Origin of the sequence: Maccoyibacter intestinihominis (assembly GCF_040096355.1) — a bacterium.
Classification (GTDB): Bacteria; Bacillota; Clostridia; order Lachnospirales; family Lachnospiraceae; genus Maccoyibacter; species Maccoyibacter intestinihominis.
This window is the reverse complement of sequence record NZ_JBBMEX010000002.1, coordinates 121,173-145,586: the sequence shown is the minus strand read 5'-3', so window position 1 is coordinate 145,586 and position 24,414 is coordinate 121,173. Positions and strand designations below refer to the sequence as shown.

The window sequence follows — 24,414 nt, the reverse complement described above, 5'->3', positions numbered from 1 at the left end:
TCCTCGTCTGTTTTATTTTTTGTAATCTAACGGCAGATTTTCCCAACGTTCTTTTAATTTGTATGCAATATCCTTTGGCTGACGCTGTCTTGTAAAGACACCTTTTTTATTGCCGTTGACGCGCATGATTCCCTCTGTGGTCTGGAAGTCTGCAAAGTTCCAGATTTGTTCTCCCTTAATAAAATCATAGGAATCAAAGACTTCATGTGTCATCTTTAAATACTCGTCCTGATATTCCTGACTCCACATCACGGATGGAAGTTTGTGTTCAGAAGCAAGTGTATCTGCACCGTATTCTGTAAAAATAAAAGGTTTATTTAATTTTTTCTCTTTCCATGCATTCATTTCTTTGCGGAAAAGTTCTTCTGCGACACTGATCTCATAGCCCCCCTTCATATACCATCCGTAGTAACGGTTGAGTGCAATGATGTCGCTGAACTGATAACATTTACAGGTATCCGGCAAGGAGTTCATAATCAGTGCAAACGTACGCGGACGTTTCTGCATGTCTAACTTATTTGCAAGATCAAATACTTCTTTAAAATATGGCACGGCTGCCTCATTCGTAGTCTCCGGCTCATTCAAAAGACTCCATGCAACGACACTCGGATGATTTTTGTCCCTTGCGATCATCTCTTCAATGGCTCTTAAATGCGCCTTTAATAAAACCGGCGTTGTCTCTTTTTCAAAGAAAGCGGTCTGCTTTCCGGTACTTGCCTCCATAAAATTCATCAGACTCTGGAACATTCCCACTGCCGGAACTTCATCTATAATCAAAAATCCCTCGCGGTCTGCCATCTGATAAATTTCTTCGCTGTACGGATAGTGTGAAGTACGGAAGGAATTTGCTCCGATCCACTTCATCAGTTCAAAATCACGCTTCATGATACCAATGTTAAAACCTCGTCCGACGATATCGCTGTCCTCATGCTTTCCGAAACCTCGCAGATAAACCGGCTCTCCGTTTAACAGGATATCCGTTCCCTCTACCTTCACAGTACGGATTCCGATCTCCTGCTCATACTCATCAATGAGTTCTTCGCCATCCATAATGCGGATACGCAGACGATAAAGATAAGCATTACGAACCTGCCATAGATGTGCGTTTTCCACATACAGAACACCTTCTTTTCCATCCTTTTGTGCCACGCAGTTACCTTCAGCGTCCAAAAGTTCCAACTGTACCGCATGCTCTCCATTCGTTCTTACCTGATAGGAAACTTCCGCATTTTTCCCATGAATTGCATAATCCAAATCAAAATCTACTACGGATTCTCTCGGCAGTGCCAAAAGGTATACCGACCGCTGTAATCCTGCATAATTAAAGAAATCAAAATACGGCTTTGACATCTTCTTTCCATTTGGCAGTGTGATCGTCTCTCCGCATGGAATATTGGTGCAGTTCAATTCATTATTGACTTTTACGACGACCTTATTATAAGAATCGTAGCGTACCACAGTTGTCACATCTGCACTAAAAGGAAGAAATCCCCCCTCATGCTCCGTAATCAGAATACCGTTGACATAGACACCTGCACGATGCGTTGCCGCTCCAAAGCGAAGCAGAATCTCTCTGCCTTCCCATTCGCCCGGCACAAAGAAATCTGTCTCATACCAGAAGTCTCCGGTATATTCCCGGATATCTTTTTCTGTATAAAAATCCTGAAAACTTGCCGGAACCGGAATCATTTCCTCTCCCGGAATCCCATCCATCCAGCCTTCTTTCTCTCCGACTGCCTTTTCATCTAAGCAAAACTTCCACATTCCATCCATGGAAATTCTTCTTCTTGTCAATGTTGTCTTTGGATATAACATAGAATGTTCTAACATCGTTTTCCTCCTCTATCTCTGTTGTGATTCGGATTGTAACGTATCTGTTCGTTACAGCGTGAGTAGAATTTCTTGCTATTCTGGTACTTTTTTTATGAATTTTTATAAATTTTAAAATTAATCTAAAAAATCTACGAAAATGGGAAATAATATTACGAAAAGAAAATGTAATTTAGAAAGGACTCTGCCATGCAACACGAAGCTGAACTTCATTTTTTCCAAAAATTACTGGAACAATTTCATCTAAACTTCCGTATTCTCTGCGATAGCCATGGAACAATACCTGATCCGGATTTAGGACTGCGCCGTCTTTTAAATCCGGACACCGATTATTTATTGGAGTTTCAACGCCTCTGTTCCCACTGTAAGCCCCAAAGGGTCTATAAGATTCAGGATGAGTTTTTCTGTCACTATTTCTTTTTCCGGCTTCCTGAAGGCACGGAAACTGCCTATGCTCTTCTCGGTCCTTACCGTCTGAGCAATATTTCCACAGAGTCCTTATTAGAAAATGCAAAAAAACTATCTTTTCCCGATTCCCTGCTGTTACAGCTACAGCTTTATTATCAGTCACTGACCACTGTTTCTGATGAACAGCTCCTTTTGACTGCCTTACACGTTCTCTGTTCTGAACTTTTCGGTGGAATGGATGCTTTTTCTATTCAGGAAATCAACAAATCTGTTTCCTCTGATTACCAGCCTGTCGCTAAACGTCCGGTTCCTTCCTCACCGGAAGAGACTCTTTTCAGTATGAAGTTTTTAGAGGAACGCTATCACAAAGAAAATATGCTGATACAGGCAGTCTCCAAAGGACAGATTCACAAAGCAGAGATGTTTTTACATGCCCTTCCGGCAAAAGATTTAGAGCCACGCACCAGTGACTCTCTTCGTAATGTGAAAAATTACACGATCATCCTCAATACCCTGCTTCGCAAAGCCGCAGAAGCCGGTACGGTCCACCCTCTTCATATTGACAGCCTTTCCTCCCGCTTTGCCCATCAGATCGAGGCTCTCACCTCCGAGGAAGATGCTTTTTCCCTGCAAAAAGAAATGGCTCACAAGTACTGTCTGCTTGTCAAAAATCACTCCATGAAAGGCTATTCCCTGTTAATCCGAAAAGTCCTCACACGCATTGACTCAGATTTAACTGCCGATCTGAGTCTTAAATCCCAGGCAGAGCTTCTCGGTGTCAACTCCAGTTATCTCTCCACTCTTTTTAAAAAAGAAACCGGTTCAACATTGACAGAATATGTGAACCGGAAACGTGTGGAACATGCTATTTTTCTTTTAAATTCTACTAACTTACAAATTCAGGAGATTGCCGCAGCCTGCGGAATTCCCGATGTGAATTATTTCACAAAGATCTTTAAAAAACAGGTTGGAAACACCCCGAAAGAATATCGGGAAAAGATTTTTTAATGAATTTCCCCGAAGCACTCTCTGACCTGCCCTGTGATTTTGGCATCAATCCACCCTTTTTGTGCCATATCCTCTAAAATTCCACATGCCTGCTCATGCGTCATGCCCTTTTTATATGGTCGGTCTTCGGTCAAAGCCTGATAGATATCCACACATGCTAAGATACGCTCCGGCTCGTTCAGCTCCTCTGCCGTCTTACCAAAAGGATATCCACTGCCATCTAACTTTTCGTGGTGAAGTGCTGCCCAATCCCGTATTTCTTCAAAATCCTCTACTTCCGACAGTATCATATAGGTATATCCGGCATGGTTTTTCATCTTAGAAAACTCCTCATCGGTCAGCCGTCCGGGCTTTTCTAAAATTTCATTTCCGATTGCCATTTTCCCAATATCATGAAGTGCGCCTGCTAAATAGATTTTTTGAATATCTAACCGGTCATAACCGAGATGTTCTGCCAGTGCTGCCGCTTTTTTGGCAACTCCGATCGAATGCATCCCCGTAAATTCAGATTTGTAATCTACGATCTGTGCAAAAAAATCCGCAAGATCTTTACAGGTCCCTTCATCGCAGAACTGCTTCTTTCTTGGTACCTTTTCCCAAAGGCGTTTTTCTAACTCTTCTCCTCCCATGTCTGCAAATTTTTCTTCGGAAAAGACTTCTAAGAATGCCTTCACACATTCCGCATCAAAGATCGTATTTTCATATTTCACTAAATATGCCTTTGCCTGCTCCCAGTTCTGCTGATCATAACCACCGGTATTTCCTATGATGTCAATGGTATCGCACAAATGGATAATCCTTGCAAACAGCGGGATTTCCTCCCATTTTTTTCTAAACGGTCCTGTACCGTCTGCATTTTCATGGTGATATAAGATCACATTTGTCACATCTGTATAAAAGGGAAGTTTTTTGATATTCTGCTCCCCATATACACAGTGAACACCTAATTTTTTAGAGGAAATATCCATGGTCTGATCTTTGATCAGATCATGCCGTACCTCTTCCGATATGTACTGCGTCAATGCATTGTCGTGTAGCAGCGCACACATTGCTAAATCCTGCAGCGCCTCTCCTATAATTCCAAATTTTTCTGCCATACATACACTGATGTATGCAACTCTTTTTCCATGCCTGTTTGTAACATGTACCAGTTCGGCCTCTATGCAGTCCAGTGCATAGGAACAGGCACTTACCAATCCTATGATATCCAGTTCCATCTTTTCATCCCTCAACTTTATACTGAAAAATCCTGTTTTGTTATTCTTTACCATAAATTATAGCAAGATATATTTTCTATGGCAATTTAAAGTTGCAATCCGAACTACCGGATATACGCATCTTCGCCCGAAGGGCTTCTTGCTCTATAGGAAACACGGTATTTCCTATAGAAAAAAACAGGCCTCACCAACACTCTCGTGTCAGTGAAGCTTGTTCTATCCTGTCTTATAAACCGCTTCCGGTTATTTTACCTTCCGGCTATTCACCAGAAATCCTATTTACAAGTCTTATTGTTTCTTCTTACAACGATTCCCGCTGCTCCTGCAAAGGATACGATCAGAAGTGTGGTCCAAAGTGTCATATCAGATGTATCTCCCGTCTTTGGAGCTGTTACACTCTGTTCCTTCTTCTTGGTATCTGTAGGATTGTTCTGTGTTGTCTGGTTATTCTTAGCGTTGTTGCTGTTGTTCTTCTTATTATTGTTATTGTTGTTTTTGTTGTTATCACCGGATTTATTTTTTGCTACTGCAAACTTCGTAGTTGCAGAACCATCTGTCCAGACGATTTCAAACGTATGATCTCCGGTAGCAAGTGTCTTAAGATAATCCACTTTCAATGTGATGATCGTGGAACCCTTTGTAACCGTATAGTTTTTCTTATCAATGATCTTACCATCCACTTTTACATTCTGGAACTTCTCCATTTCACCGTTTCCCCGAATGGTAAGACTTCCATCTGTATTCTCTGTCCATGAACTGTTGGCACCGTCAAGGATTTTATAGGAAACCGGATCCGGTGATGGTGTCGTACTTTCTGTCACTGTCAGAGTTGCTGCATTCGTTGTAACAGAACCCGCAGAATTGCTGATCACACACTGATATTTATAACCATTGCAAAGCATGTCTACCACACCAGTCGTATAGCTTGCTTTGTCTGCTCCGGTAATATCTACGAATCCCTTGCCATTGTTTCTGTTTATCTGCCACTGATATGTTAAGTCTGTTCCTGTAGCTTTTACTGTAAAGGTTGCCTGTTCTCCTGCCTTTACAGATACATTCTGTGGCTGTTTACCGATACTTGGTTTCTTTACTGTAGGCTGAACCGGAGGCGTTACATCCTCTGTTACAGTCAGAGTTGCTGTACCGGTTGTAACAGAACCCGCGGAATTGCTGATCACACACTGATATTTATAACCGTTACAATTTTTATCTACTGCAGATGTCGTATAACTTGCTCTGTCTGCTCCGGCAATGTCTGCAAATCCCTTACCATCATTTCTGTCTATCTGCCACTGATACTTTAAGTCCGTTCCGGTAGCTGCCACTGTAAAGGTTGCCTGTTCTCCTGCTTTTACGGATACATTCTGTGGCTGTTTACCGATACTTGGTTTCTCTACTGTAATCTTTTGTTTGAAGGTTGCTTCTATCGTATGCGCTGCCCTTACATTTGGAAATGTATAGCTTGCTGCAGTATTTACTGTTTTTCCATCCACTTTCAGGGATTCGATCTCATAGCCTTCATTTGCTGTAATAGAAAACGCCTGGTCAGCTCCTTCGACCACTTCCACTTTTCCACTTGGAGAAATGCTTCCGTTTGCTCCGGCTGTAGCTGTAATCGTATGCTTAACGATCGGTTTTGGAATATTGATCGTGTAGGTAAATGTCTTTACCTCACTGTCCTGCATACCATTCTTTACCGCAATGGCTTTCAGGGTTGTCGTTATACTCTGACCTTCCGTTCCCGGGACAGTAATCGGGCCTGTATATCTTGTTCCGCTCGTTCTCCCCGGCTCTGAACCATTCGTTGTATAATAAATGGTTGCTCCTTCTGTAGAAGATGCTAATGCAACTTTCTGGTTCTCAGTATATGTACCGCTTTCTACCGATGGAGTCGGTGCGCCTACAATACCTGCAGCACTGACTGTAATGGTGATACTGGTAGTAAGTGCTACTCCATTTGCATCTATATTTTCCGGACATGTTACCGTACCGTTTAAAGTTACAACCTGCTCTGTCAATACCGACGGATCATAATTACCACTTGCTGTATCCCATGTAACATCTGCTTTGTCTACCGTATTTCCTTCTGTCACAATGTTAACCTGCGTTGGAAGGTTCATATCTTTATAAGCAGTACCGTTCGCCACTGTAACAGTCCCCGGTACCGTAATGCTTGTAAGTTTATCCTTTGCCGTTGCAGGGAATGTGTATATTACCGTTAAGGTTCCATCTTCATTCTTTGTTACATTTGCGTTATTTCCATTTATGGTCACTATTACAGAATCTGTAAACTCGTAGTTTGCAGATGCTGCAAGTGTAACACTTGCTGTATAGATTGTGTTATAGCCTGCGTTGATGTCATTCGGTGTCCATGTAACAGCAGGTGCAGTTGTGCTTACCCCTTGGGTTGCACATACAGCAGAAGTATCTAATGCCGTATTGGATACCGGTGTGTCAATCCCTGTAATCTCTACCGATGAAATATTGGTCTTAACCACATCTGTTGTCGCTGTTGCCTCAACCGCATAAGCCACACTATCTTCCGTTACCTCCAGCCAGATTTTACAATTTGCAAGATCAATATCAGAAGGTGTATTCGATTCTGCTGCGATATCAGAGGCATTTACGATCACATTATCTGTTCCACTGATCTGTTTACTGTAATACCAGTCCTTCGTTCCGTCATTTCCTTGTACTACAAGTGCCACATTACCTGCGGTATTTCCTTTTTTCGCATTGATCTGTCCTGCGTCAGCATTGCAGGTTACCGTACCAATATCCTTGCCGCCTCCATTCAGTCGCAAAGTCATTGCTTTCCCTTGTGCAATCTCACCTGACACTGCGGTATCAGAAGTTGCCGCTTCTGCCGATGATGCAAAGAGAACATCTGTCAGATTCAGATTAGAAGCAGCACTGCCTGCTTTAATCAGCTGTTCGGGAAGGTAGCCGGTCGAATTCAATGTTCTCGACACAGCGTACACACGATCCCCATAATTCTTCATAGGCGAACGCGTCCATGTCGGGTTTTGGCTATCCCAATAGACCCGCGTCGATATCCATATTTGATCATTGCTTCCTATTCTTATGAGTTGTTTGTAAGAAGGATTAAAAACAGGAGCGTATAATTTATCTGAATTCGTATAGGAATACTCCACTTTGGAAAGTGTATACTTTGTTGTTATCGTGGTCGTATTCAACAGGTTCTGCTGCGCTGTAGAAAAGCAGGCCGTATCACTCGCTATCTTATTCAGTTCCGCTCTTAAAGTACTCGCTCCATAATGATTACAAGGTACAGTTGTTGGTTCCTTTCCGGTTGGATATGTTCCATAGATGTCCTTATATGCTCTATCATTTGTCGTCGTTGAATATTTCTGTGCGTCATTTGGTCTTGTGAGAGGAATAATTCCGTCTTGTACTGTAAAAATTACGGTATTATCACCGTCTACATATTTATCTTTTCCTAAGATATACCATTTCTGCGTCTTTTGGGTACTATTCTTACCAAATTCCAGCACACCTACATTTGCAGCCGTTCCGCTCCTCCAATCCGTTGCAAAAGTACCATCCATCATCTGTTCCTTTGTTGCATAGGCTGTCACACTCGGTTCAATACCGGTTGCCGCCTGTACAGATTGCTTACTTCCCTCGAACCCGGGAATCACTCCCGCCGTCATTCCAAATGCCAATACGCCCGAAAGCAAAGCTGCAATTCCTTTTTTCATTTGATTTCGTTTTCTCATATGCATTCTCCTTGTAAACTTACATACTTTTTGTTATAGTAATTATAAATCGTACCCTAAGGGACAAGTCAAGTGATAACTACCCTTATTCCACATATTTTTTTCAAAAAAGAACGGAGAACGATCATGAAAAAGCAGGACGATCATTTATTTAAAATAGGCGAAATCGCAAAAATTCTTGGTATCACCAGAAAAACCATCCTTGTCTATGAAGAAATGGGGTTACTGACACCCGCCATCAAGGATAAAAACAGCGGATACCGCTATTATACTGCAGACAATATGACACAGATCCGCTCCATCCGCTCTTTGCAGACTTTAGGACTGTCTCTCTCAGAAATCCGGGAATATTATTATGATTCCAAAAATCTAGACCACCATCTGGCACGTCTGATGGATCTGCGTGCTGCATTAGACCGCAATATCCAGTTACTTCAGGTTCGTGCTGCAAAACCGGGCGATTTAAGCATTCATCGTGTACGCCTGCCAAAACAGGTATGTTATTGCCGCAGATATCAATGTAAGGATATAAAGGATGCGGCTGACAAATTGCGTGACACTTATATTGCCGCCGCCAGAACCGGAAAGATGTCCATGTCTGCCAGAATGTTTACCATGCGTATCGGACAACCTGACACGGGTCTGGATCTGATGTGCTGCATTCCGGTCGAGGACGATTTTGCAGGCGAAGAACGGACAGAGTTTGCCGAATCCCCTGCTCTATGTGTCTATTACCGCGGGCCTTATGAGGGGATCGGAACTGCGATCGCTACCTTAAATACCTATGTAGAGACCAACCATATCCAGACCACAGGACCGTTTCGCAACATCTATTTAGAGGGTCCACCCAGCCGTGGAGAACAGAGTTCGGATTATATTACGCAGGTTGCTGTTACGATTTAGATATGGGGAATGCCTATTTGCCCCCATTACATGCCTATGATATTATATCATCAGGTTCACATAGGAGATGACATTATCGTTAATGAGAAAAAAGTGCTCTGTTCTAAAATGAACAGAGTTTTTTATTTATCTACTTCCATATCCGGCAGTAATAAACAGATAACTGCCCCCAAAATCCACACATCAACACTGTCCACCTTTTATATGATAGTGATAAAACCTTTCATTGAAAGATGTGAGTCTTTTGCACAAACCGACGTATTATCTCTGGCACAGTGATTTTCCTTCACAGGAAGAATTTGAAGCCGAACGTAGAAAATATGCTGACATCGGTTTTCGGGTTGTCACTTTTTCAGATGGCGATCCGGATGCCGATATCCATAATGGCATCCGGGCACTGATCAAAAATCATTTGGCTGATACCGACTGATCTTATTTTTTTAATTTCTGTCGGAAGAAAAAGTATTTTACGGCAAACTGTAAAAAGATAACCATATATAAAACCATTAATACAGCAAACACGATCGTAAGTCTATGTGCTCCATGTTCGGTCGTGGACATATAACCATTTATGATCAGACAGCAAAAATTTCTTCTTTTTGCTGCATCATAGCCATCGGTTTTCGAAAATAACAGTATCCATTAAAATCCATCAGATACTCCCATCCCTCCTGATGCCTTTTACTCAGATAATCTGCTTCTTTTTCATAATCCATAATAGAAAACCAGCGAACTTCTTTTTTCTTATCACTCATTCCATTCTCTCCTGTGCATTGCGATACAATCTGCGGATCCTCTTCCACTCCAATTCCAGAACTTCTGTACCGAGATCTGTAATCTGATAAATTTTTCGCTTATCTTCTTCACAGACAAATTGGATCAATCCGTCTTTTTCCATTTTTGACAGACTTCCATACATGGTTCCCGGACCGAGTATGACTTCATTGTCTGTAATTTCCTTTACTTTCTGTACAATTCCATATCCGTGATTCGGAGAACGCAGACATAACAGAATATAAAATCCGGTCTCCGTCATCGGAACATAAACTTTTTTTATATGTGCATCCATTGTCCATTTCCTTTTTTAGTGCGATATATCGAACTACGATATATTATATATATCACACTGCGATCTATATGTCAATTTTTTTAACGATTAGGGGGGGCAAAAGACGATGTCATATCATTCCATAATGCTTCATAAACTATTTACATTCAAGCAGAAAGGCTCCTCTATGAATGCAGGATATGTCCGTCTCTCAAAAGACGATGATAAAAAAAATTATGTTTCCATAGAAAACCAGAAGCTGATCATCAGCCAGTATGCAGCCGATCATGGCATCGCCATCGATCGCTGGTACGAAGATGACGGCGTTTCCGGCTATGTCTTTGACCGACCGGGATTTCAGCAGATGATGGCTGATCTGGATCACGATATTGATACTGTCTATGTCAAGGATTTTTCACGCCTTGGCAGACATAACGCAAAAGTGCTTTTATTACTGGACGAATTTCAGGAGCGTGGAAAACATTTGGTTGTGATCGACGATAACTATGATTCTATGGAACCAGCCGATGATACGATCGGGATTAAAACCTGGTTTAACGAGCGATATGTAAAAGACACCAGTAAAAAAATCAAACGTGCCATAGGTGCGAAGCAAAAAGAAGGTGCACTGCTGACAAGACCGCCGTTTGGGTATCGGCGTGACACAGACAATCCGACGATGTTCAGCATTGATCCTGCCGAAGCGGAATCCATCCGATCCATTTATCGGCTCTATCTTTCCGGTCTTGGCTACCGGAAGATTGCCAATTATTTAAATGAACAGCAAATCCCTACTCCCTCTATGAAACAGCACGAGCATGAAATAGAAAACAGACAGTTAACCAAAAGAAACATTGCTTTTCGCTGGTCAGACAGCATGGTGCGGGATTTACTTGACAATGATTTTTATATCGGTACGCTCCGCTTACGAAAACGTGCCAGAAAAACCATCCATGGCAAAGACTGTCGCATCCCCAGGGAAGAACAGTATCTTTTTGAAAATCATCATCCGGCAATTATCGATGAGACTACGTTTTCTCTGGTGCAGGAATTAAAAGAAAAACGCAATCACACAAACTACCGTGGTAGCTTTGGACAATGGGCAGGTTCAGAAGTTCCAAATCCATTTAGCGGTTGTCTGTTCTGTAAGGATTGCGGAAGCCGCCTCACACCGATCAAACGCCGGACCTCCGACAGAGAACGCAAATATTATATCTGCACCACTTATAATACGAAAGGGAAACGTTATTGTTCTAAGGCTCATTTGATTGAAGAAGCCGATCTTATGAGAGACGTCCTGACCTATCTTCAAGTGTGCAAAAATGCTTTCAGTGACGTAATTGCCGGCTATGATCCGGAGGATTTTCAAACAGAGAAAAAAAGCTTAGAACAAAAAAGACAGGAACTGCATACCACGATCGATGACCGAAAAAATCAACTAAAAATTCTTCTTACACAGAAAATAAAGGATTTATCACTGGCTGCCGAAAATGAGACTTCCATCCACAATGAAGATTTTATCCGTGAAGCTTATGACTCTATGCAAGCAGATTTATGTAAACAAATTCACGAATTGGAAATGCAGCTAACAGAACTGGAAAAATCTACCACAGAGGCACCGGATGCAACGGACAGTTTAAAAAATCCTCTGGATATCATGGAGCACATAATTGCAAAAGGAACTCTGGGGCATAAAGATATCGAACTACTGATCCAAAAAATCATAGTGGATGAAAACGGAATGCCGGAAATCACGTTAAAATATGGCTTAGCCAGCTTCATAAATAACAACCCTACCAAAGAAATGAATTGCAGAGAAAATACTATCATTGCAATCGTTATGAAACTGATCGCAGAGGACAAACGCGGTTACACTTCTGCAAAATACCTGTCAGAACATCTTACCGATCTGGGATTTCCAAAGACAAAGCAGAGTATTTTACCTTATATCGAATTGATGAAAATACTCGATATTTTAGAGGATACAGACAATCCACGAAAGCCTTACCGTATTATGAAATCCGAAAAAGAAATCTCCCTGCTTGCCCGTAACTATTTACCGGATTTATCAGAGGAAATGACCACGAAGCAAATATCGGACGATTATTTACATGGTCGTGTGGCAGACAGGTGGCATGCCACAGATGGTTTTTGAATATGTCTTAAAGCAGCAGGGAATCGACCCCAAAAAAGATCTAACCATTGACAAGAGCATTGATTTTGGAAGCACTGCTGCTGCTTTTTCCGGTGGAAATGGCGATTTTTCCGTTGAATTTGAACCGGGTGCAACCAATTTAGAAAAAGAAGGCTCCGGTTATGTGGTTGCTTCCCTCGGTGTGGATTCCGGTTATGTCCCTTACACGGCTTTTTCTGCAAAAGAAAGCTATATCAAAAAACACCCTGAACTCATCCAGAGCTTTACCAATGCTCTGCAAAAAGGCATGACTTATGTCAACAATCATTCTGCTGCGGAAATTGCAAAAGTCATTGCCCCTCAATTCAAAGATACGGATGAAGCCACTATTGCCATGATCGTGGAACGTTATCAGAAACAGGACACCTGGAAGGACGATTTAGTATTCACTAAGGACAGCTATGAGCTTTTACTTGATATTTTAGAGGAAGCAGGCGTTTTGACCGACAGACCGCCTTATAAGGACTTGATCACCACTACTTATGCGAAAGAAGCACGTTAAGTTATCTGAAAATAGCATCTGCCCCGTGAGTGTTTGCGCAAGATTTCCTGCACTTTCCTTTTTCTATGCATAAATGAAATCTCTGCACTGCCTCACGAGGCAGCAAATATTTTCCTATTTTAGCAGTATTTTTTCAAAAGAGAGATCAGCTTTTGCATTTCTTCATCGGTTCCGATCGTAATCCGAAGATAATTACTGATACGCTCCGGTTTTGCAAAATAACGCACATAGACATTCTCTTTTTTGAGATTCTCAAAGAGCTGTTTTGCCGAAACTTTCGGATGTGTTACAAATACGAAATTGCTCTTAGAATCTTCAAACAAAAAGCCTAATTTTTTTAACTCTTCCTTTGTCCACTCTCTGGTACGGATGATCTTGTCGGTGGTCTGCTTAAAATATTCCCGGTCCTCCACCGAGGCTTTTCCCATTGCCAGGGTCAGCTGATCCATGGTGTAAGAATTAAATGAATATTTAACATCGTTCAGATATGCGATCAGTTTCTCACTTCCAAACGCATATCCAATCCTCATGCCCGCCATGGAGCGTGATTTTGAAAACGTCTGTACCACTAACAGATTCTCGTATTTTTCAATCAAAGGCAGTGCGGATACGCCTCCAAAATCAATATAGGCTTCATCCACGATGACCACAACATCCTGATTTGCCTGGATGATCTCTTCTACCTGTTCTAACGGCATGAGAACGCCGGTCGGTGCATTCGGATTTGGAAAAATAACCCCACCGTTTTCCCGCTGATAATCTTTGGTACAGATCTGAAAGTCCTCATCTAACGGCACGGTCTCATAAGGAATCCGAAATACTTCTGCCCAGACATCATAAAACGAATAGGTAATGTCCGGGAACAGGATTGGTTTTTTAGAATTAAAAAACGTCATAAATGCCATTGCAAGGACATCGTCCGATCCTACTCCGGCAAACACCTGTGAAGATCTTACACCATATTCTGACGCGATCGCATCCACTAACTCAGAAGATGCCGGGTCAGGATAAAGACGCAGTCTGTCTGTTTCAAATTCCTTCAGTACTTTCTGTACTCCCGGTGCCGGCGAGTATGGATTCTCATTTGTATTCAGCTTAATGATATCTCTTTTTTTCGGCTGCTCCCCCGGTGTATATGGAGTCACCAGCCTTACATTTTTTTCCCAGTTCTTCATTTTACTAACCCGTATTCTTTCGCTAATTCTTCAAATCCTGACATGGATTTTTCTATCATCTGTGGAGAAACACAATATGCAAGCCGCACATAGCCCGGACATGCAAAGGCTGCTCCCTTGACCATGATAATGTGATATTTTTTCGCTGCCTGTACAAATCTTTCCTCATCCTTATCCGGAGACTTCATCCACAGATAGAAAGCTCCCTGCGGATAGATGCAGGTAAAACCGAGCTTTATCAGCCCTTCATACAGTAACTTGCGATTCTTATCATAAAATGCGATGTCTGTCTTTTCATCCACACATCGGCTGACTGCCTTTTGGATCAGCGACGGTGCATTGACAAATCCAAGGGTTCTGTTCGACACCTCTAAGCCGGCAATGACATTCTCTGCATCCGCAACCTCATCCGGTACTGCGACATAACCGATCCGCTCTCCCGGCAGTGACAGGGATTTGCTAAACGAATATCCCACGATCGTATTGTGATAATACTTTGTTAAAAATATTTCTTTTACGTCATCATAGACTAACTCACGGTATGGTTCATCTGACACTAAGTAAATGTCCGTTTTAAATTCCTGCTCCTTTTTTCTTAAAATCTCTGCCATTTCCTGCAGTGTCTCTTCCGTATAGACCACACCGGTCGGATTATTTGGTGTATTGACTAATACGATCTTCGTCTTAGCCGTGATCTTTCCTGTAAATTTTTCTAAATCAGGCTGAAAACTTGCAAAATCAGGTTCTACCTCTACGATCCTTGCATCAAAATTTGCTGCATAAGACTTATATTCTCCAAAATAAGGGGCAAAGACGATGACTTCATCCTCCGGGTCTAACAGTGTCTTAAAGATAATGTTCAGACCGCCTGCTGCCCCCACCGTCATGATGATATTATGTGCATCAAAGGAGGTCTGGAATCTCCGGTTCAGATTCTCTGCCATTGCCCTTCTGACATCTTCATATCCGGAATTTGACATATAGCCATGTAACTCTAACGGGTCCATCTCGTCCACGATCTCTTTGATCGAGCGGTTGACCGACTCCGGTGCCGGAGTTGCCGGATTTCCGAGACTGAAATCATATACGTTCTCAGCACCATAACGTGCTGCCATTTCTTTTCCTTCATTAAACATTGCACGGATCACAGAACTTCCCGCCAATGCCTGTGCTATCTTTTTTGAAACCAAAATGCTCCCACCTTTCCTGACATTTCTAAAAATAACTCTACTACAACTCTTTAGTAAAGTAAAGTAAAAAACACCTCCAAAGCAACAGATTTTTCTATTTCATCCATCCACTTCAGAGGTATTATATTTTCCATATATTTTTATGATTCAGACAAAGATTTAAACTCTTCCTCTGCTGCCGTTAATGTGTCATAGTTTGATACCATGGCTTTCGCTCTGTCGGAAAGTGCATTATAGGCATCTCTTGCTCTTTTGATCGCATCTCCGCTGCCTGTCGTTACCTTACCGATCTGACCGATCAGGTCGATAACCCCATTAGCTTGTCCCTGTGCCTCATTATTTGCCTGATTCTCTGCCTCCTGGCTGACTAATCCTGCATAAGCTGCTTCTGCTGCCTCTAAGGTACTGTAATTACTTACATAGCTTTTTGCTTCCTCGGAAAGTCCGTTATAAGCATTTCTTGCATTGGTGATCGCACCTTCACTGCCTAAGGATACCTCTCCGATACCGTTGATCGCATCCACAACCGATGCACCCTGATCCATGGCGATCGCTTTCGGGCTCTCGGTTCCAGGTAATTCATATACTAAGACCGGATAACCTGCTGCAATATTTTCAAAAATGGTCTTTGCTGCTGCATATGGTAAGTTGACACATCCGTGAGAACCGTTTCTCTTATAGATGTTTCCGCCAAAGGTACTTCTCCAGGAAGCATCATGCATTCCGACATTGCCGCAATACGGCATCCAGAAACTTACATCAGAAGAATAGTTTTCTCCCTTTAAGGTTGCATTACGCTCTGTATAGGTAACCGGATAAGCTCCAACCGGAGTGCCGTTTCCTTTTGAGATATTTCCTGATACAAAATCGGAATCTACTACAAGATTACCATTTTTATAAAAATACAGATGCTGTGCTGTCAGGTTGATCTCAACATAAGTATCACCATAATCATTTTCGCCATGGCTGTTTGCGGTCTGCGCATAGACAGGATCTCTTGTTACATCCTTGCCTGCATCAATATCTTTTTTCAACTGTTCTAATTCTTTATCGTTGCTGATCTTCCAGCCATAACTTCCGTTTGATATCTGTACGGTGCTGCCCCAGGAAGTCTTTAAAGTCTTTGGTTTATAAACGGTATTATATTTAGAACCAAGACTCTTGACATAAGCAAGTGCCTGTTCATCGTCTACCACTGCCTTGCCTTCTTCCACTTTCATCCATTTACAGATTTCCGTTCCGGCTAATACTTCCTGCTTATCGCCAAAGGTATATGTAATCTTGACATCCTTTAAAGACTTCATCTTTGCTAATGTCTTCTTTAAGGTCTTAGAATCTTCTTTTACCTTTGGATCTACATAGCATTTTTCTTTATCCATGGAAAGCTCGGACTGTAAATTCAATACAGAGTCCTGTAACTTTTTCCAAAATGCTTCTTCATCTACGGTGGTACCTAAATCTTCTTTTACGATGACATAACCGTCTTTTTTATCTTCCTTTAAAGTCGCATCTACCGGCGGCTTCATCTTGTCCTTATCCATGCAGGACAACTGGTTCATCTGCTGCTTTAAGGCAGCCTCATCATAGCTTACAATGGATTTTGATTCATATACTTCCGGGGAAAATAAAGTAACTACCCACTTAAACCCGTTCTGCTTCTTTAAAATCTTCTGAAGCGTATCATCAAACTCTACGGAAATATTGACATCTTTTCCGCTGATTGTTTCGCTCTTTTTTCCTCTCTCCCGGATCGTCAGCTTATAGTTCTTAACCTCTGACGTGATCGCATCTTTTACGCCATCCGCATTTTTTCCGGCACAGGAAATTCCGTTGATCACTGTCCTTGGCAGATAGTGTGACTGAAAGAAAATGCTTCCCGCAAGATAAATGACTACCAGTGCTCCCACTACGGAAGCTGCAATGATCATTCCTTTTTTTGATATTTTTTTGTTTCCTTGTTCATTTCCAGAATTCAATTTTTTATCCTCACTTACTTTAACTTTTGCAGTTACCCTATATTGTATTATATTATCTTCGCCTTTGATGTCAACTTTTTCGTTAAATTGTAACATTTTTTTAAGAACTTGTAATTTCTTAATTTTTTGTGAAAATCCATTTTCGCACATTGTCCTTTCATTTTCTCTGTGCTATAATCCACAGGTAATAATGAGATTTTAGAAACATAGAATAGACACGAATAAAATAGACACGAGGTGATACTCTTGAAATATATCCGGAACTTTTTAGTGAAATACAGTCATGCATGGGTATTCTTATATGGTCTGATCTATTTCCCATGGTTTACTTATTTAGAAAAAAATGTAACAAACAACTTTCATATCATACATATGGCGATCGACGATTCCATTCCGTTTGTTGAATATTTCGTCGTTCCATACTTTTTATGGTTCGGTTATGTTGCAGCGGCAGTTGCCTACTTCTTTTTTAAGAACAAACATGATTTCTATCGGCTGTGCGGCTTTTTAGCTGCCGGAATGACCATTTTTCTGGTTGTTTCCACCATTTATCCAAACGGACACACACTCAGACCGGAAAGTTTTGCACACGATAACATTTTTACGCAGGCAGTTGCATGGCTTTATTCTACCGACACACCGACGAACCTGTTTCCGAGCATTCATGTTTACAACTCTCTCGGTGTACATATTGCCGTGACAAAGAGTGAATGTTTCCGTGAAAAAAAGAAGACAAAATTTGTCTCCTTACTGTTATGTGTCAGCATCATTTTATCGACGATGTTCTTAAAACAACATTCCTTTTTTGATGTGATCACTGCATTTGCAATGGCAGGCATTTTCTTCTGCCTGATCTATATGAAGTCTCCTGCTGCTGAGGAGTCCTACGAGAAACAGTTTCATCATATTTAAGAATGATAAAAATAGAAACCGTGAAGCTAAAGCTGCACGATTTCTATTTTTTATTTTTATAATTCCTCTAATTCTCCTAACCAGAGCTGTGCGGAAGCATCGCTTGGCATCCGCAGATCCCCGCGCGGTGAAACTGCTACCGTTCCAACCTTTGGTCCGTCCGGCAGGCAGGAACGTTTAAAGTGCTGGGCAAAAAATCTTCTTGTAAATATCTTTAACCACTTCAAAATGGTCTCCTCATCGTAGACATCTGCAAATGCGATCTTTGCGATCCGGTAAATTTTTGCCGGAGAATATCCGGACCTTAACATATGATACAGGAAAAAGTCATGCAGTTCGTAAGGGCCTACAATATCCTCGGTCTTTTGTGAAATCTTGCCGTCCTCCGGTGGCAGAAGTTCCGGGCTGACCGGCGTATCTAACACGTCATAAAGCACTGCTGCAAGTTTGTCACTTCCACAGGTGTCGGCATAGTAACGTACCAGATGGCGTACCAGTGTCTTTGGTACGGAAGCATTGACCGCATACATGCTCATATGGTCTCCATTGTAGGTCGCCCAGCCAAGAGCCAGTTCTGACAGATCTCCTGTTCCGATCACCAGACCTCCTTTTTTATTGGCAATATCCATTAAAATCTGGGTACGCTCCCTTGCCTGGGAATTTTCGTAAGTCACATCATGGATATTTTCTTCATGCCCGATATCACGAAAATGCAGGCGGACTGCATCGGCAATCGGAACTTCGATGAACTCTGCTCCTAATTCCCGGATCAGATGCACCGCATTGTCATAAGTCCGGTCGGTTGTTCCAAATCCCGGCATCGTGACTGCTGCGATCTGCTCTCTTGGAATCCCCAACAGGTCAAAGGCTTTTACTGTAACCAACAGTGCCAGCGTAGAATCCAGTCCTCCCGAAATTCCGACGACTGCACTCTTTGCATGGGTATGCGCCAGACGTTTTTTCAGTCCGTGCGCCTGTATCAGTAAGATTTCTTCACAACGTTTTTCACGGTCTTCCTTACTTCCCGGTACGAATGGCATCGGATCGATATAACGTGTCAATTTTGTCTCTTCTTCTTCTAAAGAAAAATAAATTTCCTGATAGTTTCCATTGGTTGTTTCAAACGTACTCATCCGTCTGCGTTCCGATATGAGTTTTTTCACATCGATTTCAGAATAAAGGATTCCTTTGGTAAAACGCTCGGATTCCGCTAATACTACTCCGTTCTCTGCGATCAGATCATGACCGGAATATACCACATCCTGCGTAGACTCTCCCTCTCCGGCACTTGCATAAATATAGCCGCACAACAGTCTTGCAGACTGTCCTTTGACTAATTCCCTGCGATAGGCTTCTTTTCCCGTCACTTCATCGGACGCTGACAGATTGGCGATCAAGACTGCCCCTGCCTGTGCATGCGCAATGCTTGGCGGCTGCATGGTCCAAAGGTCTTCACAGATTTCTGCTGCTACTTTTAACTCCGATACTTCTTCACAGCAAAAGAGCAGGTTCATTCCCATCGGAACGGTAATTTCCTGATTTAAACGCACATAAACCGGCTCTTCCATGCCTTTTGTAAAATGCCTTACCTCATAAAATTCGTTATAGTTTGGGATATAACGCTTTGGCACAAAGCCAAGGATTTTTCCCTGATTTAATACAGCGGCTGTATTATAGAGTTTTCCGTGATACTCCAATGGTATTCCCAGAAAAATCAGTGCATCAATTCCTTTTGTCTGATTACTGATCTCTATCAGTGCATCCTTTGCCTCACGGTGCAGGATTTCCTGCAAAAATAAATCCTGACAGGTGTATCCGGTAATGCAAAGCTCCGGCAATACAATGATCTTTGCCTTCTGGACTGCTGCCTCACGGATCACTTTTAAGATTTCCTTTGTATTTTCTTTGACATCTGCAACGGTTACCTGCGGAGTGACTGCTGCTACTTTGATATATCCGTCTTTCACTTTGCAATCTCCTTTAACTCATCAATACTGAATGTATAATTTGTATTGCAAAAATGGCAGTTGACCTCAATCGGTTCTCCATCATCAATCATTTCCTGTAGGTCTTTTTTACCAATACTAATCAACGCCTTGGTAATTCTCTCTTTAGAACAGTTGCAGGAAAACTGTGCCGGCAGTGTATCGGTAATCTCCAAACCGAAATCTCCAAGGATTTCTTCTAATAACATCTCCGGTGTCATGCCTTCTTCTAACATCTCGGTGACAGATTTCATTTCCGTAATTTTTTTCTCTAGCTGCTCTATGATTTTTTCATCGGTAAACGGCAGAAGCTGTATGATAAAACCTCCTGCCTGTCTGACCGTGTTATCCTTATTCATTAACACTCCTAACCCGACCGCAGAAGGTATCTGCTCGGAGGTTGCAAAATAATAGGTTAAATCTTCTGCAATTTCTCCGGTCTGCAATGCAACCTGCCCTGCATATGGCTCTTTAAGTCCCATATCTTTGATGACGTTTAAGATTCCAAGTCCTACTGCTCCGCCGACATCTAATTTTCCCTGTGGGTTTGGCGGTAACATGACATCCGACACTTCTGCATAGCCTTTGACGTTTCCTTTTGCATCGGCAGTTGCGGTCAAGCCCTGTACCGGACCACCACATTTAATCTGCAATGTTAAAAGGTCATCATCGCCTTTCATCATCGCCCCCATCATTGCGGCTCCACTTAATAATCGTCCTAAACCTGCGGTAATAACCGGACTGGTGTTGTGCCTTTTTCTTGCCTCTTCTACAAGGTCTTTCGATGTAATGGCAAATGCCCGGATTTGGTTATTTGCCGCTGTTGCTCTTACAATATAATCTGACATGTTATTTTCCTTTCTCTCCTGCAATGATATAAATTCTTTCACTCTCTGCCGTCGGTGCCTGTTTCGTTTCGGCATCGTATGCCGCTAAGAACTCCATGCCGGCTTCTTCTACAAATGTCTGCATCTGTTCTAACGAATAGCCTCTCTGGTAGTGGGTTTCCTCAAATTTCCGATAAAGCTGTTCCTGCTTTTCTTCCCTGATAAAAAGTGTCAGGTCATATTCGTTGATCTGCTTCTCTTTGTCATAGTAGTTTTCCCAGATAAAACTGCCCTCTTCGCGATTTTCACAGATCGTTGTATCACCTAAAACCGTTTCATATTTATAGACAGTATTAAAGTCAAAAATAAAAATCCCGCCCGGCTCTAAATACCGGTTCACGCTCTGTAACGTCCAGATGATCTCGTCCTCTTCTAACAGATAGTTGATGCTGTCACATACAGACACCATCGCCTTTGCCGTTCCGTATAACTCCAGCTCACACATATCCTGACAGAGATAGAGGATTCCCTCTTCATTCTGCCCACTTGCAATCGCAAGCATGTCCTCCGACAAATCGACTCCTATCATGTCATATCCGGCTTTGGCTAAAAGCCGTGTCATCTTTCCCGTTCCACAGCCAAGGTCACATATGACACCGGAATGGATTCCATATTCTTTTAAAACCGATATGATATATTTGCTCCATTCCTCATAGGGAACGTTATCCATAAATAGATCATAGACCTGGGCAAAAGTTGTGTACGCATTCATAGGCTGTCCTCCATTTTTCTTATAGTATCAATTTTTTTCACGAAAAGCAACCGCACAATCCGCACGTTTCTCCTTGATTATTTCAAATACAACCTTTATACTAAAATTTATGATGGAAAATTACGAACACTATATTACAAAAAACATTAAGGATGTATGCCGTACCAAAATGATCTCTCCGATCATTTATCTGATCCTGCTTCTCGCACTCTGGATCCTTTCACCGATTTCAGAGATCGTAGTTCCGGAAAAGGCGGACAGCAATGATTCCTTAACGAAACTTTACAAACAGGATGTTTCTTATATTGATACAAAGCTTACGGATCTTTACTTTACCGGCTATACACAGACAAGTCTTGGATTTACGACCGGCTATTATTACTATACCATGCGCGGTAATGAATGTATCCTCGTTCTGCTCTCCCCTTCCACTAGTGAAGAGGGACTGCCAAAAATTACTGCCTTACACACCAAGGGCAGACTTGCCAAACGTGACCGTGCTGCGAAAGACGTATTAGACAACCTTTCTAAAGATCTGAACTGGACGGAAACCGGCATTGCTTCTAAGGTAAGTCCTTATTATATTAATGAACCGGACTGTAGGAATTTTCGCAGTTATCTGCTGTTATTTCTCTACTTTGCAAGTATGCTCTATGCATTCATCAGTCTGATCCTGTTAGTTATTTATTACCGCTTTCCGTTATTGTCACCACCGGTACGGCAGTTATCCCGTTTTGGCAAACCTGCGGAGCTTCTTGCCGAAGCAGAAGAAGAGCTTGCTACACTGCCACAGCTTGCCACGGATGATATGTTTATCACAGAGCATTATTTTATTGAAACTTCTAAATACGGAATTGCGATCGTACCGATCCGGGAAATTATCTGGGTTTACAAACATTCTACCCTGCACAAATTTTTCTGGTATCATTTCAGCATTTCCTATACGCTGCACATTACGGCAAACAAGCATTTATATATCCACTGTCCGAAAAATATCAAGTCCGACATTGACGGTATCATGGACTATTTAGCGGAAGCCAATCACGATATTTTAGTCGGATTCAGTGAAGAGAACCGCTTAGCCGTACAGGAAAAACAGGGAACACCGTTACAGATAGAAAAGTTTTTAGAGATGTTAAAAAAGAGGATCTAGACGATCCTCTTTTTTAGGTTCTGTAAGTCATCTTTTATTTTTCTATCACATTCTCTACTCTATGGTAAGAATATCTGCAAAGCCTGTCATTTCAAATACTTCCATAACGCTTTTTGCAACATTGAACAATATCATATCGATCTTCTCTTTATTGCAGTATTTCTGCCTGTTTTGTTACATTGATCTCCATTTTTTCTCCTGCTGAATCATCTCAGCTTTTCCTTTCTATTTTTTCTTTTTTTATAGAATATATTCTTTCTAAACACTCTAACAACTGCTCCTCTACATACTGACTGTAGTCTGAGGGCAGATATCCCGATATTGCAGAGCGGCACAATGTGATGACCTTTGGCTTCCATTCCTGATTGCTAAGCCACTCTTCAAACCTTGCCATTCTCTTATCTATTGCCGCCGTGGTATGCTCCTTTTGGAATACCGGCGGTTCTTTATAACATAAATAATACGCACCGTCTTTTTATACCGATACCGGGCTCCGATCGTATCAATGCAGGATTTCATAACATAAAATCGGCTTCCTCTTTCGTTATCGATACATTTCATAAAATGTCCCTGCATCGTACCTTCGTCCTTTTTGGAACACAGGGAAAATCCGACATATTCTTCCCCACGTTTGACAAGGACTCCCATAAGTTCTAATTCAAAAAAATGTTCAATCGCAACTCGCTCCGCAATCCTGTCCTCACCGGAAAAAATCTCAGAGATCCTTTTTAAATGCTCCACATTTTCTTTTGAGATCATTTCCACTTCCGGTGCCGGCTGCAAATGACGATAATGTGCGATCGCATTCCGTCTTTTTGCAAACCTGCTTCCCTGGAGTTCACAGATTGTCTGATTCAAAAGTACATAATCACTGTCTGCATCCGCCTTTTGGTACTCATACTTTCCTTCTATAAACTCTTTCACCCGGTTCGGCTCTCCGATCGGGAAAAAGTAATAATCTTCGCCCCGGATAACAAAAAAATCTTCTTCTATGTATAGTGATAGTTTTAATTCTTCCTGCCAGCAATACAAAAGTGAAAATGTATAATCGGACAACATCGGCTGATATTTTCTTCGTATTGCCTCCATTCTCTCTTTATCCCGCAGCTCTATCTTTCTAAAAGGGATTCTCCATTCCTCACAGAGGAGATACCTCCCTTTTACCGGAATACAAAGCTTTCCATCCACATCCCTGTTATCATTTACATCGCTTCCTCGGATGATCTCAACGGGCAGTCCTTGGAGATTACACAGGCTTCCATAACCATAAAATGCTCTCAGGGTCGTCGATATTTTTTCTACGGTATCTTCTAACGAAAATGTACGTTCTAAATCTCCCGGCTCTTCCCAGTATTCGCCCTCTCCCTGTGCTCTGGCATAATCCCAGATCTCATCCGGTGAGCTTAAATATTCAGATAACAGTTTTACGGAAACTTTTTTATCTTTTCTAACAGTGTAACGAGATGATCTTCCTGCTCTATTTTTATTTTCTCCTGCAATAAAATATCTCCTGCATCGAATTGTTCACTCAATTTGTGCAGTGTTACACCCAAATCTGCTCCTTTTTGTATGGC

At 41.9% G+C, this 24,414-nt stretch carries 20 protein-coding genes and 1 pseudogene; 7 read left to right on the top strand and 14 right to left on the bottom strand.

Annotated features, from left to right (window positions below; translation table 11 throughout):
* Positions 1-12: 12 nt before the first annotated feature.
* Positions 13-1,830 carry a beta-glucuronidase gene (gene uidA / locus WMO43_RS02635; RefSeq protein WP_353529831.1) on the bottom strand — a complete coding sequence of 606 codons (1,818 nt, stop codon included), beginning with the start codon at positions 1,828-1,830 and terminating at the stop codon, positions 13-15.
* 189 nt (positions 1,831-2,019) lie between these two features.
* On the opposite strand from uidA, the gene WMO43_RS02630 reads away from it, so the two are divergent.
* Positions 2,020-3,246, top strand: coding sequence for an AraC family transcriptional regulator (locus WMO43_RS02630; RefSeq protein WP_353529830.1), 1,227 nt, complete (start codon positions 2,020-2,022; stop codon positions 3,244-3,246).
* On the opposite strand, the gene WMO43_RS02625 is transcribed toward WMO43_RS02630, so the two are convergent.
* Positions 3,243-4,463: an HD-GYP domain-containing protein gene (locus WMO43_RS02625; RefSeq protein WP_353529829.1), complete on the bottom strand. Its 1,221-nt coding sequence runs from the start codon at positions 4,461-4,463 to the stop codon at positions 3,243-3,245. The two genes, WMO43_RS02630 and WMO43_RS02625, sit on opposite strands and share 4 nt — an antisense overlap.
* Before the next feature lie 275 nt (positions 4,464-4,738).
* Entirely contained in the window at positions 4,739-8,203 is a 3,465-nt protein-coding gene (locus WMO43_RS02620; protein ID WP_353529828.1) for a chitobiase/beta-hexosaminidase C-terminal domain-containing protein, read from the bottom strand.
* Positions 8,204-8,329: 126 nt separating this feature from the next.
* Between WMO43_RS02620 and WMO43_RS02615 the strand changes: the two genes are divergently transcribed.
* Together WMO43_RS02615 and WMO43_RS02610 are read left to right on the top strand one after the other, a co-directional pair.
* The gene (locus WMO43_RS02615; RefSeq protein WP_353529826.1) at positions 8,330-9,106 is read left to right on the top strand and encodes a MerR family transcriptional regulator; all 777 of its coding nucleotides are present in this window, start codon (positions 8,330-8,332) and stop codon (positions 9,104-9,106) included.
* Between the two features lie 235 nt (positions 9,107-9,341).
* A complete protein-coding gene (locus WMO43_RS02610; protein WP_353530037.1) occupies positions 9,342-9,536 on the top strand; it encodes a hypothetical protein in 195 nt (64 codons plus the stop codon).
* Between the two features lie 145 nt (positions 9,537-9,681).
* Here WMO43_RS02610 and WMO43_RS02605 read toward each other — a convergent pair whose 3' ends face one another.
* Both WMO43_RS02605 and WMO43_RS02600 read right to left on the bottom strand, forming a co-directional pair.
* On the bottom strand, positions 9,682-9,861 hold the full coding sequence (locus tag WMO43_RS02605; protein ID WP_353529824.1) for a hypothetical protein: 180 nt from the start codon (positions 9,859-9,861) through the stop codon (positions 9,682-9,684).
* On the bottom strand, positions 9,858-10,175 hold the full coding sequence (locus WMO43_RS02600; RefSeq protein WP_353529822.1) for a PadR family transcriptional regulator: 318 nt from the start codon (positions 10,173-10,175) through the stop codon (positions 9,858-9,860). The genes WMO43_RS02605 and WMO43_RS02600 overlap by 4 nt, the downstream gene beginning before the upstream one ends.
* 166 nt (positions 10,176-10,341) lie before the next feature.
* Between WMO43_RS02600 and WMO43_RS02595 the strand changes: the two genes are divergently transcribed.
* Positions 10,342-12,309: a recombinase family protein gene (locus tag WMO43_RS02595; RefSeq protein ID WP_353529820.1), complete on the top strand. Its 1,968-nt coding sequence runs from the start codon at positions 10,342-10,344 to the stop codon at positions 12,307-12,309.
* Positions 12,284-12,850, top strand: a pseudogene (locus WMO43_RS02590) (ABC transporter substrate-binding protein); the annotation flags it as partial. The gene WMO43_RS02595 and the pseudogene WMO43_RS02590, both read left to right, overlap by 26 nt.
* Before the next feature lie 119 nt (positions 12,851-12,969).
* Here WMO43_RS02590 and hisC read toward each other — a convergent pair.
* The 3 genes from hisC to WMO43_RS02575 form a co-directional block, all read right to left on the bottom strand.
* Positions 12,970-14,025 (bottom strand): histidinol-phosphate transaminase, encoded by a 1,056-nt coding sequence (gene hisC, locus WMO43_RS02585; protein ID WP_353529818.1) that lies wholly within the window; start codon positions 14,023-14,025, stop codon positions 12,970-12,972.
* On the bottom strand, positions 14,022-15,215 hold the full coding sequence (locus WMO43_RS02580; RefSeq protein WP_353529816.1) for a pyridoxal phosphate-dependent aminotransferase: 1,194 nt from the start codon (positions 15,213-15,215) through the stop codon (positions 14,022-14,024). Before WMO43_RS02580 ends, hisC begins: the two co-directional genes overlap by 4 nt.
* A gap of 140 nt (positions 15,216-15,355) precedes the next feature.
* The gene (locus WMO43_RS02575; protein ID WP_353529815.1) at positions 15,356-17,191 is read right to left on the bottom strand and encodes a L,D-transpeptidase family protein; all 1,836 of its coding nucleotides are present in this window, start codon (positions 17,189-17,191) and stop codon (positions 15,356-15,358) included.
* A gap of 255 nt (positions 17,192-17,446) precedes the next feature.
* On the opposite strand from WMO43_RS02575, the gene WMO43_RS02570 reads away from it, so the two are divergent.
* Positions 17,447-18,103, top strand: a complete 657-nt coding sequence (locus WMO43_RS02570; RefSeq protein ID WP_434784165.1) for a phosphatase PAP2 family protein — start codon at positions 17,447-17,449, stop codon at positions 18,101-18,103.
* Between the two features lie 56 nt (positions 18,104-18,159).
* On the opposite strand, the gene WMO43_RS02565 is transcribed toward WMO43_RS02570, so the two are convergent.
* Genes WMO43_RS02565 through WMO43_RS02555 form a run of 3 tightly spaced genes read right to left on the bottom strand, consistent with a single transcriptional unit; the run spans position 18,160 to position 21,687 of the window.
* Positions 18,160-20,070 carry an NAD(+) synthase gene (locus tag WMO43_RS02565; RefSeq protein ID WP_353529813.1) on the bottom strand — a complete coding sequence of 637 codons (1,911 nt, stop codon included), beginning with the start codon at positions 20,068-20,070 and terminating at the stop codon, positions 18,160-18,162.
* Positions 20,067-20,936: an Hsp33 family molecular chaperone HslO gene (hslO, locus tag WMO43_RS02560; RefSeq protein ID WP_353529811.1), complete on the bottom strand. Its 870-nt coding sequence runs from the start codon at positions 20,934-20,936 to the stop codon at positions 20,067-20,069. Before hslO ends, WMO43_RS02565 begins: the two co-directional genes overlap by 4 nt.
* A gap of 1 nt (position 20,937) precedes the next feature.
* Positions 20,938-21,687 carry a class I SAM-dependent DNA methyltransferase gene (locus tag WMO43_RS02555; RefSeq protein WP_353529809.1) on the bottom strand — a complete coding sequence of 250 codons (750 nt, stop codon included), beginning with the start codon at positions 21,685-21,687 and terminating at the stop codon, positions 20,938-20,940.
* A 109-nt stretch (positions 21,688-21,796) separates the two neighbouring features.
* Between WMO43_RS02555 and WMO43_RS02550 the strand changes: the two genes are divergently transcribed.
* Positions 21,797-22,840, top strand: a complete 1,044-nt coding sequence (locus WMO43_RS02550) for a DUF6709 family protein (protein ID WP_434784164.1) — start codon at positions 21,797-21,799, stop codon at positions 22,838-22,840.
* A 211-nt stretch (positions 22,841-23,051) separates the two neighbouring features.
* On the opposite strand, the gene WMO43_RS02545 is transcribed toward WMO43_RS02550, so the two are convergent.
* The 3 genes from WMO43_RS02545 to WMO43_RS02535 form a co-directional block, all read right to left on the bottom strand.
* A complete protein-coding gene (locus tag WMO43_RS02545; protein ID WP_353529806.1) occupies positions 23,052-23,234 on the bottom strand; it encodes a hypothetical protein in 183 nt (60 codons plus the stop codon).
* 8 nt (positions 23,235-23,242) lie between these two features.
* Entirely contained in the window at positions 23,243-23,929 is a 687-nt protein-coding gene (locus WMO43_RS02540) for a phosphatidylglycerol lysyltransferase domain-containing protein (protein ID WP_353529804.1), read from the bottom strand.
* A gap of 335 nt (positions 23,930-24,264) precedes the next feature.
* Positions 24,265-24,411: a formyltransferase family protein gene (locus tag WMO43_RS02535; RefSeq protein WP_353530035.1), complete on the bottom strand. Its 147-nt coding sequence runs from the start codon at positions 24,409-24,411 to the stop codon at positions 24,265-24,267.
* Between the last annotated feature and the right edge of the window lie 3 nt (positions 24,412-24,414).

Coding starts and splice junctions, on each gene's coding strand:
- WMO43_RS02545 (WP_353529806.1), bottom strand. CDS start 23,234: ATGGCAAGGTTTGAAGAGTGGCTTAGCAATCAGGAATGGAAGCCAAAG.
- hslO (WP_353529811.1), bottom strand. CDS start 20,936: ATGTCAGATTATATTGTAAGAGCAACAGCGGCAAATAACCAAATCCGG.
- WMO43_RS02595 (WP_353529820.1), top strand. CDS start 10,342: ATGAATGCAGGATATGTCCGTCTCTCAAAAGACGATGATAAAAAAAAT.
- WMO43_RS02600 (WP_353529822.1), bottom strand. CDS start 10,175: ATGGATGCACATATAAAAAAAGTTTATGTTCCGATGACGGAGACCGGA.
- WMO43_RS02625 (WP_353529829.1), bottom strand. CDS start 4,463: ATGGAACTGGATATCATAGGATTGGTAAGTGCCTGTTCCTATGCACTG.
- WMO43_RS02630 (WP_353529830.1), top strand. CDS start 2,020: ATGCAACACGAAGCTGAACTTCATTTTTTCCAAAAATTACTGGAACAA.
- WMO43_RS02605 (WP_353529824.1), bottom strand. CDS start 9,861: ATGAGTGATAAGAAAAAAGAAGTTCGCTGGTTTTCTATTATGGATTAT.
- WMO43_RS02555 (WP_353529809.1), bottom strand. CDS start 21,687: ATGAATGCGTACACAACTTTTGCCCAGGTCTATGATCTATTTATGGAT.
- hisC (WP_353529818.1), bottom strand. CDS start 14,025: ATGAAGAACTGGGAAAAAAATGTAAGGCTGGTGACTCCATATACACCG.
- WMO43_RS02540 (WP_353529804.1), bottom strand. CDS start 23,929: ATGGAGGCAATACGAAGAAAATATCAGCCGATGTTGTCCGATTATACA.
- uidA (WP_353529831.1), bottom strand. CDS start 1,830: ATGTTAGAACATTCTATGTTATATCCAAAGACAACATTGACAAGAAGA.
- WMO43_RS02615 (WP_353529826.1), top strand. CDS start 8,330: ATGAAAAAGCAGGACGATCATTTATTTAAAATAGGCGAAATCGCAAAA.
- WMO43_RS02550 (WP_434784164.1), top strand. CDS start 21,797: ATGATGGAAAATTACGAACACTATATTACAAAAAACATTAAGGATGTA.
- WMO43_RS02620 (WP_353529828.1), bottom strand. CDS start 8,203: ATGAGAAAACGAAATCAAATGAAAAAAGGAATTGCAGCTTTGCTTTCG.